General features: G+C 69.5%; 12 protein-coding genes. 7 read left to right on the top strand and 5 right to left on the bottom strand.

Annotated elements, in window-relative coordinates; all coding sequences use genetic code 11:
- Positions 1-95: 95 nt before the first annotated feature.
- Positions 96-506 carry an enediyne antibiotic chromoprotein gene (locus tag ACIBF5_RS28560; RefSeq protein WP_396815986.1) on the top strand — a complete coding sequence of 137 codons (411 nt, stop codon included), beginning with the start codon at positions 96-98 and terminating at the stop codon, positions 504-506.
- A gap of 156 nt (positions 507-662) precedes the next feature.
- Here the strand turns inward: ACIBF5_RS28560 and ACIBF5_RS28555 are convergent, their stop codons facing one another.
- Positions 663-1,022: a winged helix-turn-helix transcriptional regulator gene (locus ACIBF5_RS28555; RefSeq protein WP_396815985.1), complete on the bottom strand. Its 360-nt coding sequence runs from the start codon at positions 1,020-1,022 to the stop codon at positions 663-665.
- A 155-nt stretch (positions 1,023-1,177) separates the two neighbouring features.
- Here ACIBF5_RS28555 and ACIBF5_RS28550 point away from each other — a divergent pair, with 155 nt between their 5' ends.
- From ACIBF5_RS28550 to ACIBF5_RS28540, 3 genes are read left to right on the top strand one after another with little or no spacing between them, the layout of a single operon-like run.
- Positions 1,178-1,570, top strand: coding sequence for an NAD(P)-binding domain-containing protein (locus tag ACIBF5_RS28550; protein WP_396815984.1), 393 nt, complete (start codon positions 1,178-1,180; stop codon positions 1,568-1,570).
- On the top strand, positions 1,554-1,937 hold the full coding sequence (locus tag ACIBF5_RS28545) for a hypothetical protein (protein ID WP_396815983.1): 384 nt from the start codon (positions 1,554-1,556) through the stop codon (positions 1,935-1,937). The genes ACIBF5_RS28550 and ACIBF5_RS28545 overlap by 17 nt, the downstream gene beginning before the upstream one ends.
- Positions 1,934-2,845, top strand: coding sequence for an NAD(P)-dependent oxidoreductase (locus ACIBF5_RS28540; protein WP_396815982.1), 912 nt, complete (start codon positions 1,934-1,936; stop codon positions 2,843-2,845). The genes ACIBF5_RS28545 and ACIBF5_RS28540 overlap by 4 nt, the downstream gene beginning before the upstream one ends.
- Positions 2,846-2,985: 140 nt before the next feature.
- On the opposite strand, the gene ACIBF5_RS28535 is transcribed toward ACIBF5_RS28540, so the two are convergent.
- The 4 genes from ACIBF5_RS28535 to ACIBF5_RS28520 all read right to left on the bottom strand — a co-directional run bounded on the left by ACIBF5_RS28535 (position 2,986) and on the right by ACIBF5_RS28520 (position 8,307).
- Entirely contained in the window at positions 2,986-3,981 is a 996-nt protein-coding gene (locus ACIBF5_RS28535) for an NAD-dependent epimerase/dehydratase family protein (RefSeq protein ID WP_396815981.1), read from the bottom strand.
- Complete coding sequence (locus tag ACIBF5_RS28530) at positions 3,975-6,542, bottom strand: alpha/beta fold hydrolase (RefSeq protein ID WP_396815980.1); 2,568 nt, start codon at positions 6,540-6,542, stop codon at positions 3,975-3,977. Before ACIBF5_RS28530 ends, ACIBF5_RS28535 begins: the two co-directional genes overlap by 7 nt.
- Complete coding sequence (locus tag ACIBF5_RS28525) at positions 6,539-7,483, bottom strand: 3-oxoacyl-ACP synthase III (RefSeq protein ID WP_396815979.1); 945 nt, start codon at positions 7,481-7,483, stop codon at positions 6,539-6,541. The genes ACIBF5_RS28530 and ACIBF5_RS28525 overlap by 4 nt, the downstream gene beginning before the upstream one ends.
- A 341-nt stretch (positions 7,484-7,824) precedes the next feature.
- Positions 7,825-8,307: a molybdenum cofactor biosysynthesis protein gene (locus ACIBF5_RS28520; protein WP_396815978.1), complete on the bottom strand. Its 483-nt coding sequence runs from the start codon at positions 8,305-8,307 to the stop codon at positions 7,825-7,827.
- A gap of 160 nt (positions 8,308-8,467) precedes the next feature.
- On the opposite strand from ACIBF5_RS28520, the gene ACIBF5_RS28515 reads away from it, so the two are divergent.
- The 3 genes from ACIBF5_RS28515 to ACIBF5_RS28505 all read left to right on the top strand — a co-directional run bounded on the left by ACIBF5_RS28515 (position 8,468) and on the right by ACIBF5_RS28505 (position 13,529).
- Positions 8,468-9,193, top strand: a complete 726-nt coding sequence (locus ACIBF5_RS28515) for a hypothetical protein (protein ID WP_396815977.1) — start codon at positions 8,468-8,470, stop codon at positions 9,191-9,193.
- A gap of 214 nt (positions 9,194-9,407) precedes the next feature.
- Complete coding sequence (locus tag ACIBF5_RS28510; protein WP_396815976.1) at positions 9,408-11,537, top strand: ricin-type beta-trefoil lectin domain protein; 2,130 nt, start codon at positions 9,408-9,410, stop codon at positions 11,535-11,537.
- Positions 11,538-11,945: 408 nt separating this feature from the next.
- The gene (locus tag ACIBF5_RS28505) at positions 11,946-13,529 is read left to right on the top strand and encodes a DHA2 family efflux MFS transporter permease subunit (protein WP_396815975.1); all 1,584 of its coding nucleotides are present in this window, start codon (positions 11,946-11,948) and stop codon (positions 13,527-13,529) included.
- The last annotated feature ends 78 nt before the right edge of the window (positions 13,530-13,607 follow it).

Genomic DNA, 13,607 nt, shown 5'->3' with positions numbered 1-13,607 from the left:
CGTTTCCCGAACCGTCACTCAGGCTGGTGGAACCCGTGTAGCCCGACGTCGGGCCGGCCTGCTGCCAAAAACCACCCGAGGTGAAGGAGGAACACATGCTCCGCGCTGCTGTTGCCGCATCAATCGCGTCTCTGTCGCTCCTCGTACCGAGCACCGCACACGCAAGCGAAGCCCCGCCGCAACTCGCTGTCTCGCCAGCTACCGCGTTGACGGACGGCCAGACGGTGGAATTGGATCTGGCGAACTTCACTGCGGGCCACACCGTATTTCTGGTGCAGTGTGGTTACACCGGGCCGGTCTGCGACATCGGCGCGGCCGCACTGGCGACGGTGGACGAGAACGGCAACGCCACGTCGACCTTCACCGTTCGCCGTGAGTTCACCGGATTGGCCCCCGATCAGACGCCCGCCTCAGTGAACTGTGCGGTCACCGAATGCGGCATCGTGGCGATCGACGAGAGTGACCCCACCATCGGCGCCGAGGCAGTCATCAGTTTCGCCTCCTGATCGGCACGCCGTTCCGACGCCCAGACCTGCCGGATGGCGTCATGAACCGTGCCTAGTCTCTCGACCGGGCGCCGAGACGATTCTCTCGGCGCCCGGCAGCCGGCAACTCGTCCCGCTGCTCGAAGAGGTCCGCGTGCCCAGACCAGCCCCACTCCGTCATGCGGACACGGCAGCTTCCTCGGCGGCGAGGCGCGCGGATCGGGCGGTTCCCCACTCACCGAGCGGCCCCAGGGCTTCGTTGAGCGACCTGCCGTGTTCGGTGAGGGAATACTCCACCCTCGGCGGGACCTGGCGGTACACCTCGCGGTCGACCAGCCCGTCCTCCTCCATCTCGCGCAGGTGCTGGATGAGCATCTTCTCGCTCACGCCGGGCAGGCCACGCTTCAGCTCGCCGAAACGGCGCGCGCCATAGCTGGCCAGTTCCCACAGGATGAGCGACTTCCACTTTCCCGACACCACGTCCATGGCGGCGTCGATGCCGCAGATGTACGGCCCGCGTCTCGCACCCGCTGTCATCGGATCCTCCCGAGATATCCCTGGTCCCGCCTAATACTTACCTCGAAGTGAGTATTGAACAAATTAGTAGGTACTTGTTCGACAGGGGAGTGCGGGCGGAGCATTGCCAGCGGCGCGCCAGTTCGGACCATCGGACAAAGTCGAAGGAAGACCTGATGACCTGCAACACCACGTTCCTGGGACTGGGGGCGATGGGCGGTGCGCTCGCGACGGCCTCGCTGGACGCCGACAGAACCATCATCGTGTGGAACCGCACACCTCATCGGGCAGAGCGCCTCGCCGGGCGCGGTGCCATCGTCGCCCGCACCGTCGAGGAGGCCGTCGAGGGTGACGGGGTGATCGTGGCATGCCTGCTCGATCACCGATCGGTGCACGACGTGCTCGATCCGGTCGCCGCGCGCCTGTCCGGTCGTACCCTCGTCAACGTCACGACCACGACGCCGAGCCAGGCCCGCGACCACCGCCTTCGAACAGCACCGCCCCCTGCTCGACCTCTGGGGCGAGAACAGTTACTTCGGGACCGACGCCGGCATGGCTTCCCTTTATGACCTGGCGCTCCTCGCTGGCATGTACACGATGTTCGCCGGCTTCAAGCAGGGGGCGGCGATGGTCGGGTCGGAAGGGGTGCCCGCGAGGGAGTTCGCCAGCCGGGCGGCACCGTTTCTCGCGGCCATGACCGGGTCCTTCGCAAGTGCCGCCGCCATCATCGACGCCCGGGACTACGCCGGCGAGGGCCAGCAGAGTCTGGAGTTCACCCAGGTCGCACTCGACGCGATAGTGCAGGCGAGCATCGACCAGGGGGTGAGCGTCGAGGTGCTGCGTCCCGTGCACGACCTCGTACGCCGGCAGATCGATGCCGGGCACGCATCGCAGGGCTCCGACCGTGTTTTCGAGGAACTGAGGAGCGTCCGATGACCCCCACAGCCGACCTCAGCCCGGTGACGGTGATCGGCCTTGGGCCGATGGGCCGCGCAATGGCTGCCAGGCTGATCGCAGCCGGGCATCCCGTGACGGTGTGGAACCGTACGCCGAGCCGTGCGGCGGACCTCGTCGCCGCGGGCGCCACCCTCGCGCCCACCCCGATGACCGCCGTCGCCGCGAGCGACCTGACCATTTTCAGCCTCACCGACTATCAGGCGATGTACGACATCCTCGGTCCGACGCTCGCCGACGACGAGCACCGGGATGTCCTGGCTGGCAGGGTCATCGTCAACCTCAGCTCCGACACCCCCGAACTGTCCCGTGTGGCCTCGGACTGGGCGGCGAAACACGGGGCACGCTTCCTGACCGGCGGGGTGATGGTGCCCGCTCCCGTGGTCGGAACCCCGGACGCGTACGTGTTCTACAGCGGACCCGAGGACGTGTTCGAGACCCACGAACCGGTGTTGAGGTTGATCGGTGAACCGAGGTACCTCGGCGTTGACCCGGGGCTGGCACAGCTCTTCTACCAGGCGTACCTGGACGTGTTCCTCAGCACGCTGTCGAGCCTGCTCCACGCCACGGCGCTCGTCACCTCGGCTGGTGTCCCGGCGGCGGAGTTCCTGCCCGGTGCGCTGACCTTTCTTGCCGGCGTTCCGGCGATGATCGGCGACGGGGCCGAGGAGACCGCTCGTCGGCTGGAGGCCGGTGAACATCCCGGTGACCTGAGCACTGTGTTGATGATGGGAGCGACGGCCGACCACATCCTGCGTACCAGCGAGCAGGCCGGCGTCGACCTTGAGCTACCCAGGGCCGTGAAGTCGCACTACGAGCGTGCCGTCGCCGCCGGCCACGGCACCAGCGACTGGACCGCTCTCTACGAGGTGATCAAGGCACGCGACTGACCCGAGTGGTGCTGGCGGCTCCGGTCCGTTGACCCGGCGTCGCCGGCAAACCGCTCTGGTTCGGAGGCACCGTCCTGCCGGTCCGGCCGGCCGCCGACGTGGAGCAAACGGCTGGCCGGCTTCGGCGGGGCCGGTGTGTCCTAACGAGAGTTCCGTTCCGGCGAGCGGTACGCGAGGGCCAGCCGGGCGAATCCCTCATCCAGGCTCACCGTCGGCGACCAGCAGAGTGCTTCCCGGGTCCGCCGTTGGTCGAACCAGTGCGCGGTGGACAACTGTTCGGCCAGGAAGCGCGTCATCGGTGGTTCCTCGGTCCGCCGCAGCGCCGACCAGAGGCGCTCGACCGCGGCGCCGCCTGCCTTCGCCACGCCCACCGGCACCCGTAGCCTCGGTGACGGTGCCCCCGAGGCGGCGCAGATGCGGTCGACCAGCTCGGCCACCGTCCGAGGCTCGCCGTTGGTCACCACAAAAGCCTGCCCGTGTACGGCGGCCTCGGGAGCCCGGTCCAGTGCGGCGACGATGGCGTCGGCGGCGTTGCTCACGTACGTGGTGTCGATGAGGGCGGTGCCGTTGCCGACCAGGGCCAGTCGTCCGGACCGGGCTCGCTCGACGACTCGGGCGACCAACTGGGTGTCACCCGGCCCCCAGACGAGATGCGGGCGGACCGCCACGACGGAGAAGCCCGGCGAGTCGGCCGCCAACGCGAGCAACTCGGCGCAGGCTTTGCTACGGGCGTAGTTGCCCCGGGTCCGGTCCGGATCGGCTGGGTCGGCACCGGCGCCGACCAGGGCGGTGCCGTGGTGGGCGACCGATGGCGAGGAAACCTGCACGAACCGCGTCACGCCAGCCGCCCGGGCGACGTCGAGCAGCGTGGCTGTGCCGCCGATGTTGGTCTGTTGAAACAGGGGCCACGCGCCGGTCATCGACACCTTCGCGGCCAGGTGGATCACCGCGTCGACGCCCTCCATGGCCGTGCGTACGGCGACCGGATCGGTGATGTCGCCGCGCTGCTCGTCGACCCCGGTCAGGCCGCTGGGTCGGCGCTGTAGGACGCGGACCTTGTCGCCGCGCAGCACCAGGGCGGTGGCGACGGCGCCGCCGAGCATGCCGCTGGCACCGGTGACAAGGACCTTCACCATCCGTCGAGTCTCCCGCCGGCGACCACCCGTTCCGCCCATCGGCTCAACCGGGTGCGGTCAATCTTCGAGTTGTGTCTGATGTCCGTGGGCATCGACGGGACAACCAACACGGCCACCACCGGTGGTGTGGCCACCGCGCGTACCGCGTCGGCCAGTTCCCGGCTCGCGAGCCTGGCCCGGCGTACGGGGGGCAGGGTTTCGACGATGACCACGACCTGCGCCGCACCTCGCGGTCCCACACCGACCACGGCGGCCCGCGCGACCTGCGGCAACGATTCCACCTGCTGCTCGATCCCGACCGGGGTGAGCACACCCTCCGAGGTGACGATCACATGGGCCAGCCTGCCCTGTACCCACAGCTTGCCGTCCGGGTCCAGGTAGCCGACGTCTCCGGTGCGGTGCCAGCCCGGGGTGCGGGAGCTGGCCCGCTCGGTGAGCCAGAGGGCGTCGTAGCGGTCCTTCACGTGCGCGGCCCTGACCATGATCTCGCCGGTCGGCCCGGGAGTGTCGTCGGGCTGCTCGGCGGGCACGCCGGTCGTGTCCAGGGCGGCGATCGCCACCCGCACACCGGGCAACGGCAGGCCGACGCAGACGCCGTCACCCGGTCCGGCGTGGACGATCTCGTCGAGGGTGATGTCGCTGACCGGCAGGACCTCGGTCATCCCGTACGGGGTGTGTGGCTGCGCCTTGGGCATCAGCGTCTGCGCCCGCGTGAGCAGTGCGGCGGGTACCGGCGCGCCCGCGCTGAGCAGCAGGGTGACCCCTTCCAGCGCGGTGCGCTGCCGGGCGTCCAGAGTGTCTCCGGTCTCGACCACGTTGCGCAACGCCGCTGGTGAGGCGAACACCGCCGAGGCGTCGATCGCGGCTGTCGCTTCGGCGAGGGCGGTCGCGGTCAACGTCCGCGGCGCGGTTGCCCTCATGTCCGGGATCGCCGAGGCGGCACCGAGGGCCGGCCCGAAAAGTGCGAACGGCGCGAACGCCGCCACGATTCGCGCATCGGCGCCCAGGCCGAGTTCGGACAGTGCGTCACGTATCGCGGCGAGCTGGCGGTGGGTGTAGACCGCGCCCTTCGCCGGCCCGGTGGAGCCGGAGGTGAAGAGCACCGCCGCGTCGTCGTCCGGTTCGGGCGCCGGGGGCAGCTCGCGGTCGCCAGCGCCCAGACGAGCGAGCCGGCCCAGGGTCGGCGCACCCAGTACGGCGGCGCCGGGCCCCGCCCCGAACCGCCGTCCCGGCCAGCGCAGGACCCGGGCGAGGGCGAGGGCGCGGTCGACGGCGATGAGGTGTGCGGGGGCGGCGCTGCGCAGGGCCCGGTTCATGCCGGCCAGTCCTAGCCCCGGGTCGGCTACCACGATCACGGCACCGATGCGCAGGCACGCGTAGACGGCGGCGGTCAGGTCGGCGCCGGGCGGTACGAGCAGCGCCACCCGGTCGCCGCGACGTACCCCTGAGGAGGCCAGCCCGGCCGCGATCTCCTGGATCCGACGCCACAGCAGCGACCAGCTCACCTCTCGGCCCCGGTGGGCGAGCTCGACGAGCGCGACGGACCGGTCGTCGGAGCGCTCCGCCAACGCCGCCCACAGCGGACGCCATGCCACCGTGGGTTCCGGCGTCGTCGTCGGGATCGGGGCGGGGCTGGGCCGGTCGAGGTCGGTCAGCCACTGGGTGACCGCACCGGCGACATCGGCGTCCTCGGCGAGCAGGTGGCCCGCCCCCTCGAACCGGTGCAGTTGCGCGTGTGGCAGCCGGGTACGCAGGTCCCGTAGGTGCGCGTCGCCGAAGACCGGGTCGCGCGGTCCCCACAGCAGCAGGGTCGGCACTTCCGCCAGCGTCTCCAGGCGTTGCGCGACCTCTTGCAGCGCGGGCCAGCTCGGGTGTTGTGGGCTGAGCGGGATGTCGGCGACGAACCCGCCGATCGCCGCCCGTCGGTCGGGCGTCCGGTACGGAGCGAGGTAGCCCTCCCGGACCGGCTCCGGCAGTCGTGGGTTGGCCAGCGCGAGGGTTGCCCGCAGGAACGTCGGGGTCCGGACGGTCACCGCCGGTAGTACGCCGGGCAGTCCGGCGAGTCGGATGAGCGCGGGCGCTGGCGATCCGCTCGGCTGGTGGACCGCCGTATTGGTCAGCACCACGCCGCGTAGCTGCTCCCGGTGGCGCAGCGCCCAGCCCAGCGAGATGGCCCCGCCCCAGTCGTGCCCGACCGTGATCACCGGCCCGGTCAGGTCCAGGGCGTCGGTCACCGTACCGAGGTCGGCGATCCGCTGCGCCAGTCCCCGTACCGTGCCGGTGCGCTCGGAGAACCCCATGTCGAGGTGGTCGACGGCGACCACCCGCCACGGCAGCGCGTCGGGCCGGCTGAACCGGGCCAGCAGGTGCCGCCACAGGTACGACCAGGTGGGGTTGCCGTGTACGCACAGCAGCGTGCCAACCTGCTGGGGGGTGCTGCCGGTGTCCAGCACATGCCAGGTGCGTTCCACGCCCTGGCTGTCCAGCGCGGTCACCGATCGGGACCAGGCACGATCCAGTCCGGGCAGTACGGGCGGCAGCACCTCGTGGTGACCGCTCACCACACGATTTCCAGCGCGCAGGTGTTCAGGCCGGAGCCGACTCCCATGCACAGCACCCGGTCACCGGAGCTGAGCGAGTCGGCGTGGTGCGCCAGGGTCAGTGGCAGCGACGCGGGTCCGACATTCCCCAGTAGTGGGAACGTCGCCGGAACCCGGCGCGGGTCGAGGCCGAGCCGGTCGACGACGGCGCTCGTGTGGGCCACCGACACCTGGTGCATCACGTACAGGTCCATGTTCTGCCAGTCCCACTGCCCGGCGTGGGCCCAGGTCGCCTCCGCCAGGTCGACACCCGCGTCGAGCAGACCCTTCGCGTCGGTACGCATTCTCGTGTTGTCTCCGACACACAGCTCGTGGTGCTGGGTAGCCGCGCGGCCGACACCGCCGATCAGGCGGTGGCCGCGTGGGTGTGTGTCGGCGGCGGCGAGCACCATCGCCGCCGCGCCCGAACCGAGGGTCAACGTGGCGAACTGCTCCCGGATGTCGGCCCGGGTGGCGTCGGGGAGGCGCAGGCGGTCGATCGTCGCCTGCTGGGCCTGCCGCGAACTCTCACCCGCGACGATCAGCGCGTACCGGATCTGCCCCGCGTCGATCATGTTCGCCGCGACCTGGATCCCGTTGACGAATCCGAGGCAGGCGTTGGCGATGTCGAAGTTCAAGGCCGACTGCGGCAGCTCCAGCGCGTGGTGGATGGCGACCGCCGTCGACGGCTCCAGATGCGCTCGGGACACCGATGTGTTGATCAGCAGGCCGACGTCGCGTGCGTCGACGCCGGCCTCCGACAGCGCCTTCGCCCCGGCCATCGCCGCCCCGTCGGCGAAGCTGAAGCCCTCGGGCCACCAACGCCGCTCCTGGATGCCGGCGATTCGCTGGAGCATCCCCGGGCGCAGCCGCAACCGCTGGAGGGTCTCGCTCAACTCCTCGTCGATCTGATCAGAGGTCACGATGACCGGTGCCTCCAGGGCCGTCACTGACAGTACCGCTGTGTTCGTATAGCGGTAATCAGCATTGCCGCCAGTCATCCGGCCTCCGTCCGTTGCCCCGCGCCTCGGGGCTCGAAGTTATCCACTCCGGCCTCCATCCACCAATGATCCGTTGTCTTGGCGGTGAACATCACGAGCTGTCGTCGACCTGACCCAGCCCACCGACGGGGCGTACCGGACAAAAGGTCAAAGCCTGATGTACGCGGAACGATCCCCCAGGCCGGTCCGACCGTTCACGACCAGACCGTACGGACCTGGTCCGCGATCGATAATCATCCGTACGCGTAGCGGAATTCGGTCCTTCAATCGCTGTGCTCGACGATCGTGACATCGACCGGGCCGACACGTAGGACACCGTCGTCCAACGGCCGGCAGCGGACGCCGCCCTTGCCGCGCAGCTCCCGCCAGGCTCCCGGGGCGATGGCGACGTCCATCCAGGCGCAGGGGTGTGCCCGTCGGTTGACCCGCAGCCTGACCGGTCCGTCCCCCGAGTCCAGGACCAGCACGGTGCCGACCAGGTCGTCCACGTCGATGCCGGCGACAAGGACGTTGCGTCGGACCTGGCGCAGATCGACGCCGGGTGGCAGGGACTCCCGTGCGATCACGGTGACGCTCGCGTCGCGGTGGGCCGGCTTGCCGAAGTATCGGTCGCCGACGACGCCGAGATCCGCCCGGATCCGAATCTCCTCGACGAGCTCGTTCGGCGCCGCCGGCGCCGGGCCGTCCGCCGGGCGGCCCTGGTAGCGGTGCACGGGCGAGGCCAGCAACTGGACGATCTCCGCCATGCGGCGAGTCTACGAAGCGGACTGCCGGCGCGTCGTGGAGTTCGACGAGCCGCTGCCGTGCTGCTGCCGGAACTGGTCACGGCGGGCCGGCGGAGCCGAGGACGGTCGGCGGCTCGGCCCCGTTTCTCATAGAGTGATCGCCGTCGACAGGAGACGAGCTGTGGCGGACACCGGTAACCACCCGACAGAACCCTCCTCCGCGCCCGCGGTCCGTACCCGTTGGCACTCCGCGCCCTGGTGGGTGGGGGTTTCCGGGCTGTTCACCGTCGTGGGCGTCGTCGTCGCGATCGTCGCTCTCGTCTATCAGCGACCGGACACTCCCGGCGGGTCGCAGCAGCCGTCACCGCAGGCAGCGAGTGCTTCGGCTCCCGGTCCGCCGAATCCCGCGTCCGCCGGCCCGTCCACCCCTTCGGCGTCCGGTGCGACGAGCACCGGCCCCGCCGCCGCGCCGACCGGATCGGCGTACGCGGACCCGGTGACCGAGGAGCTCAGGATGCCCGCGCCCGCTGTCGGCACGTCGACCTGGCTGGACGTGGACCCGCCACGGGTGTTCCAGGTGCCGAGTTATGTGGACGACGTCGAGGCGGGAACCCATGCCGACCTCGAGTACGACTCCTACGGCGAGTTCTCCACGTTGCACACCGGCGAGTTCGCCCGGGTCGGGTACGTGCCGGCCGGTGATGTGACGGTTGACCAGTGCCTGGCGAAGGTGGAGTTGCAGGCACTGGGACAGCACGAGAAGCCGGAGGTCGGACGCAACATCTGCGTCGTCTCCACTCAGGGGACCGTCGCGTGGATCCGGGTCACGGCCTTCACCGAGCCGCGGATTTACGGCAATCCGACCCTGCTGGTGCAGGCGACGATCTGGAAACCCGTCGGAGCCTGAGGCCGGGCCGGAACAGCCCGTCCGAAGCGTCCGGCAGAGGGCTTTTCTGTCGAAGAGGCGCGACCTTTCGGATTCACCACAATGGTGGATGGCGCCGGCAATCAGTGTGGCAAAGCGTAGCGACGCGACCACAATTGTCCACGGAATTGATTACCAAAGATGTGACATTGCCTGCCAGAATCGACCGATCGGCCATACGGGTACCGTCTACGGAATGGGGGAGACACTACCGCGCCATATTACTGATCGGTACGTTCTGGTAGAACGAATAGGTCAGGGTGGAATGGGTCGCGTCTGGCGGGCCCGGGACGAGATGCTCCAGCGCGACGTGGCGGTCAAGGAAATCGTCGCGCCACCCGGCCTGACCGACGAGTCGCGGCAGGAACTGCGCGAACGTTCACTGCGTGAGGCGCGTGCGATCGCCCGGCTCGACCACCCCAACGTGGTCCGGGTCTTCGACGTCCTGACCAGCGGTGGCGAGCCGTGGATCGTCATGGAGTACATCCCCTCCCGCTCCCTGTACGAAACGATCAGCACCGACGGGCCGCTCCCGCCCGTACGGGCAGCCGAGATCGGACTGGGCCTGCTCGGCGCACTGCGCGCGGCTCACCGGTCGGGCATCATGCACCGCGACGTGAAGCCGGCCAACGTACTGCTCGGCGTCGACGGCCGGATCGTCCTCACCGACTTCGGGCTGGCTACCGCCGTCGAGGACACGAGCCTGACCCTCAGCGGCGTGGTCCTCGGCTCACCCGCGTACGTCTCGCCGGAGCGGGCGATGTCGGGCATCGTCGGGCCGGAGGGGGACCTCTGGTCACTCGGCACCACGCTCTACGCCGCGGTGGAGGGCCGCTCGCCGTACGCGCGGCCGTCCAGTCTGATGAGCCTGACCGCGCTCGTCACCGAGCCGCCGCCGGTGGCGACACACGCCGGACCGCTGGCCCCGGTGCTGGAGGGTCTGCTCCGCAAGGACCCGGCGGCCCGGATCGACATCGCGACCGCCGAGCGGATGCTGCGCCGGATCGTCGGCGGACCCCTCGAAGAGAGACCGGCGGCCCTCACCCAGCCGACCGACGCCACGAACATCGCGCCGGCCGAGGCTACGAACACCATGTCGACCGAGGCCACGAACATCGCGCCGGCCGAGGCTACGAACATCGCGCCGGCCGAGGCCGCGAACACCGTGCCGGTGACCACCACGGACTCCGTCGGTGCCGCTGGCTCCCCGGATGAGGTGTCCGGTTCACGGACCCGCCGAACGCGACGTGGACTACTGCTCGGCACCCTCGCCGCTCTGCTGCTGGTCGGAGTCGCGGTCGCCGTACCGCTGGCCAGCCGTGGCCGCCCGAACAGCGGCGAGAGCGACTCGGCCCTGCCCAGCGGCGAACCGAGAGGTATGCAGTCGCCCCTCACGACGCCGGACGCGAACAGCACAGCGTCATCGCTGACCTGGACCGTCCACACCGACAGCACCGGATTCAGTCTGCCGGTGCCGCAGGAGTGGCAGATCCGCCGCAACGGCTCCCGGGTCGAGTTCCGGGAGCCCGACGGCGACCGCCTGCTGGAGGTCAGCCAGACGGAGGCGCCCAAGCCGGACCCCCTCGCCGAACTGACCGCCCGGGAGAAGAGCAGGCCCACGGGCGGGCAGTACCGGGACTACCGGCGGGTCGCGCTCGTCGGGGTCACCTACCACCTGGCCGCCGCCGACTGGGAGTGGACCTACACCAGCGCGGTCGGCAAGCCGGCCCACGTACGCCAGCGCACCTTCGTGACAGCGAAGCAGCGCGGCTACACCATCGCCTGGTCGACTCCCGAGTCCCTCTGGGCCAGCAACGAACGCGACTTCCAGCGGATCACCGCTGGCTTCCGGCCGGCACCGGCCCCCGGCACCACATCGCCGACGCGACCAAGTGTGAGCAGTTCGGCAACACCGAGCGCCACCCCCAACCTCCCCGGCGACCAGATCAGAGGCAAGGCGAGCGGTCGATGCCTGGACGTGGCGAACCCCGACTCACCCGACCCGGTCCGACTGCGGATCTGGGACTGCGGCGCCAGCCGTACCCGGAACCAGTCCTGGACCTTCGCCCCGGATGGCAGCATCAGACTGCTCGACAGGTGCATGGACGTGCTCGCCGCGTCGAGCGACGACGGTGCGGCGATCCAGCTCACCACCTGCAACACCACCCCCGCCCAGCGGTTCACCTTCAACGCCAACCAGCAACTGGTGAACGGCAGCAGCGGCAAGTGTCTGGACGTGGTGGCGACGGGTACGAGCAACGGCGCCCTGGTCCAGCAGTCGACCTGTGACACCGGCGTGCCCTCCCAGCGGTGGTCGAGGAGCTGATGTCCGATCGCCGCGCTCCATCCGTTCGGTCGTTGGCAAGGAGACTCTGGACGAAGGCCCAGCCTCTGGTACGTGGCCGCACCACAATTTCGGCGTCCTGACGCCGTCGTACGGTCCGGGTCCGCGCGTGCGTCGGTGCGACGGAAACCGCAGCGCGACGGGGCTCGTCCTGAACCTCGGCATGGTACAGGTCGACGGAGCCTGCCGGTCGACATTCGACATCGGCCGGTGGGTGAGTCCGCACACGTCTTCGCGGGGAGCTAGCCGTGCGGTCAATAGGGTCTGTGATTCTGGGTCCGGAAACCGGCGGCCGGCGGACCTGGTCGCCATGGGACTCCGCGCAGCCTCCGTAGCTTGACACGCACTGGGTCGACATTCCCCAACGGCCAGCTGGACCTGGAGAGTCATGTGACGACACAAGCCGTAGCGGTGCCGAACAAACTCGATGGCGCCGTCCTCAAGATTGCCGGTGTGGTCGTGCTCGGCGCGATCATGTCGATCCTCGACATCACCGTCGTCAGCGTCGCGCTGCCGACCTTCCAGAGCGAGTTCGACGCCACGTACGCCGAGGTCGCCTGGACCATGACCGGTTACACCCTGGCCCTCGCCACGGTGATCCCACTCAGCGGCTGGGCTGCCGACCGGTTCGGCACCAAGCGGCTGTACATGCTCGCGCTGCTGCTGTTCACGCTCGGCTCCGCGCTCTGCGCCACGGCCGACTCGATCGGGGAGCTCATCGGTTACCGGGTGCTTCAGGGGCTCGGCGGGGGCATGCTCATGCCGCTCGGCATGACGATCATGACCCGCGCGGCCGGCCCGGAGCGCATCGGACGGCTGATGGCGGTACTCGGCATTCCGATGCTGCTCGGCCCGATCGGCGGACCGATCCTCGGTGGCTGGCTGATCGACGCGGCGAGCTGGCACTGGATCTTCCTGATCAACGTCCCCATCGGTGCGATCGCGCTCGTGTACGCCTTCTTCGCGCTGCCGAAGGACAATGCGGAGCCGTCCGAGTCGTTCGACTTCGTGGGCATGTTGATGCTCTCGCCGGGGTTGGCGCTCTTCCTCTACGGCATCTCGTCGTTGCCCGAGACCGGCACGATCGCCACCCCGAAGGTCTGGGTCACCCTGCTGCTCGGGGCTGTCCTGGTGGCCGGCTTCGTCCTGTACTCCTTCAAGCCGAGGCACCCTCTGCTCGATCTTCGACTGTTCCGTAACCGCAACCTCACGGTGGCGTCGCTCTCGCTGTTCGTGTTCATCATCGCGTTCATGGGTGCCGGCCTGCTCTTCCCGAGCTACTTTCTCCAGGTCCGGGGTGAGTCCACCCTGCACGCCGGTCTGCTGATGGCGCCGCAGGGCATCGGGGCGATGCTGACGATGCCGATCGCCGGCGCCCTGGCCGACAAGATCCCGGTCGGACGCACCGTGCCGTTCGCGATGGCGCTCATCGCCGCCGGGTTCTTCGCGTTCACGCAGGTCGGTACGGACACCTCGTACCTGCTGCTGTGCGGTTCGCTGTTCGTGATGGGCCTGGGCATGGGCGGCACGATGATGCCGATCATGACGTCGGCACTGCGTACGCTGACCAGTCACGAGGTGGCGCGGGGCTCCACGTTGGTGAACATCCTCCAGCAGATCGGCAGCTCCATCGGTGCCGCGATCATGTCGGTGATCCTCACCAGCCAGCTGAACGGTTCGGCCCCGATCCCGGGCCTGAACGACCCGCACACCGGCGAACCGATCACCGAGGCCGGCGCGGCGATCGCCAACCAGCACGGTGCGCAGTTGCCACTGGAGCCGTCGCTCCTCCAAAGTGGCCTGGAGTTCGTGGCCGACTCGTTCGCCACGACGTTCTGGGTCGGATTCGCGCTGGTCCTGGCGACGTTCATCCCGGTCGCGTTCCTGCCCCGCAAGCGCCCGCAGACGCAGCCGCCGGTCGGCCCGGACGCTGACGGTGGTGACCGCGTGGCGGCGCCAGTGATGATCCACTGACGTTCGTCGGACTCGAACGGCATTCTGTCGGTGGCCACCGACAGAATGCCGTTCATGCCCAGCGCGAAGGATGGCTGG

This window comes from Micromonospora sp. NPDC050417 (assembly GCF_044458865.1).
Classification (GTDB): Bacteria; Actinomycetota; Actinomycetes; order Mycobacteriales; family Micromonosporaceae; genus Micromonospora_G.
Note: the sequence above shows the minus strand (reverse complement) of the source record. Positions and strands in the feature narration are given on the sequence as shown.

Bases quoted from the DNA above. Each gene is read 5' to 3' on its own strand.
- ACIBF5_RS28550 (WP_396815984.1), top strand. From the start codon at position 1,178: ATGACCTGCAACACCACGTTCCTGGGACTGGGGGCGATGGGCGGTGCG.
- ACIBF5_RS28560 (WP_396815986.1), top strand. From the start codon at position 96: ATGCTCCGCGCTGCTGTTGCCGCATCAATCGCGTCTCTGTCGCTCCTC.
- ACIBF5_RS28510 (WP_396815976.1), top strand. From the start codon at position 9,408: ATGGGGGAGACACTACCGCGCCATATTACTGATCGGTACGTTCTGGTA.
- ACIBF5_RS28535 (WP_396815981.1), bottom strand. From the start codon at position 3,981: ATGGTGAAGGTCCTTGTCACCGGTGCCAGCGGCATGCTCGGCGGCGCC.
- ACIBF5_RS28555 (WP_396815985.1), bottom strand. From the start codon at position 1,022: ATGACAGCGGGTGCGAGACGCGGGCCGTACATCTGCGGCATCGACGCC.
- ACIBF5_RS28545 (WP_396815983.1), top strand. From the start codon at position 1,554: ATGGCTTCCCTTTATGACCTGGCGCTCCTCGCTGGCATGTACACGATG.
- ACIBF5_RS28540 (WP_396815982.1), top strand. From the start codon at position 1,934: ATGACCCCCACAGCCGACCTCAGCCCGGTGACGGTGATCGGCCTTGGG.
- ACIBF5_RS28520 (WP_396815978.1), bottom strand. From the start codon at position 8,307: ATGGCGGAGATCGTCCAGTTGCTGGCCTCGCCCGTGCACCGCTACCAG.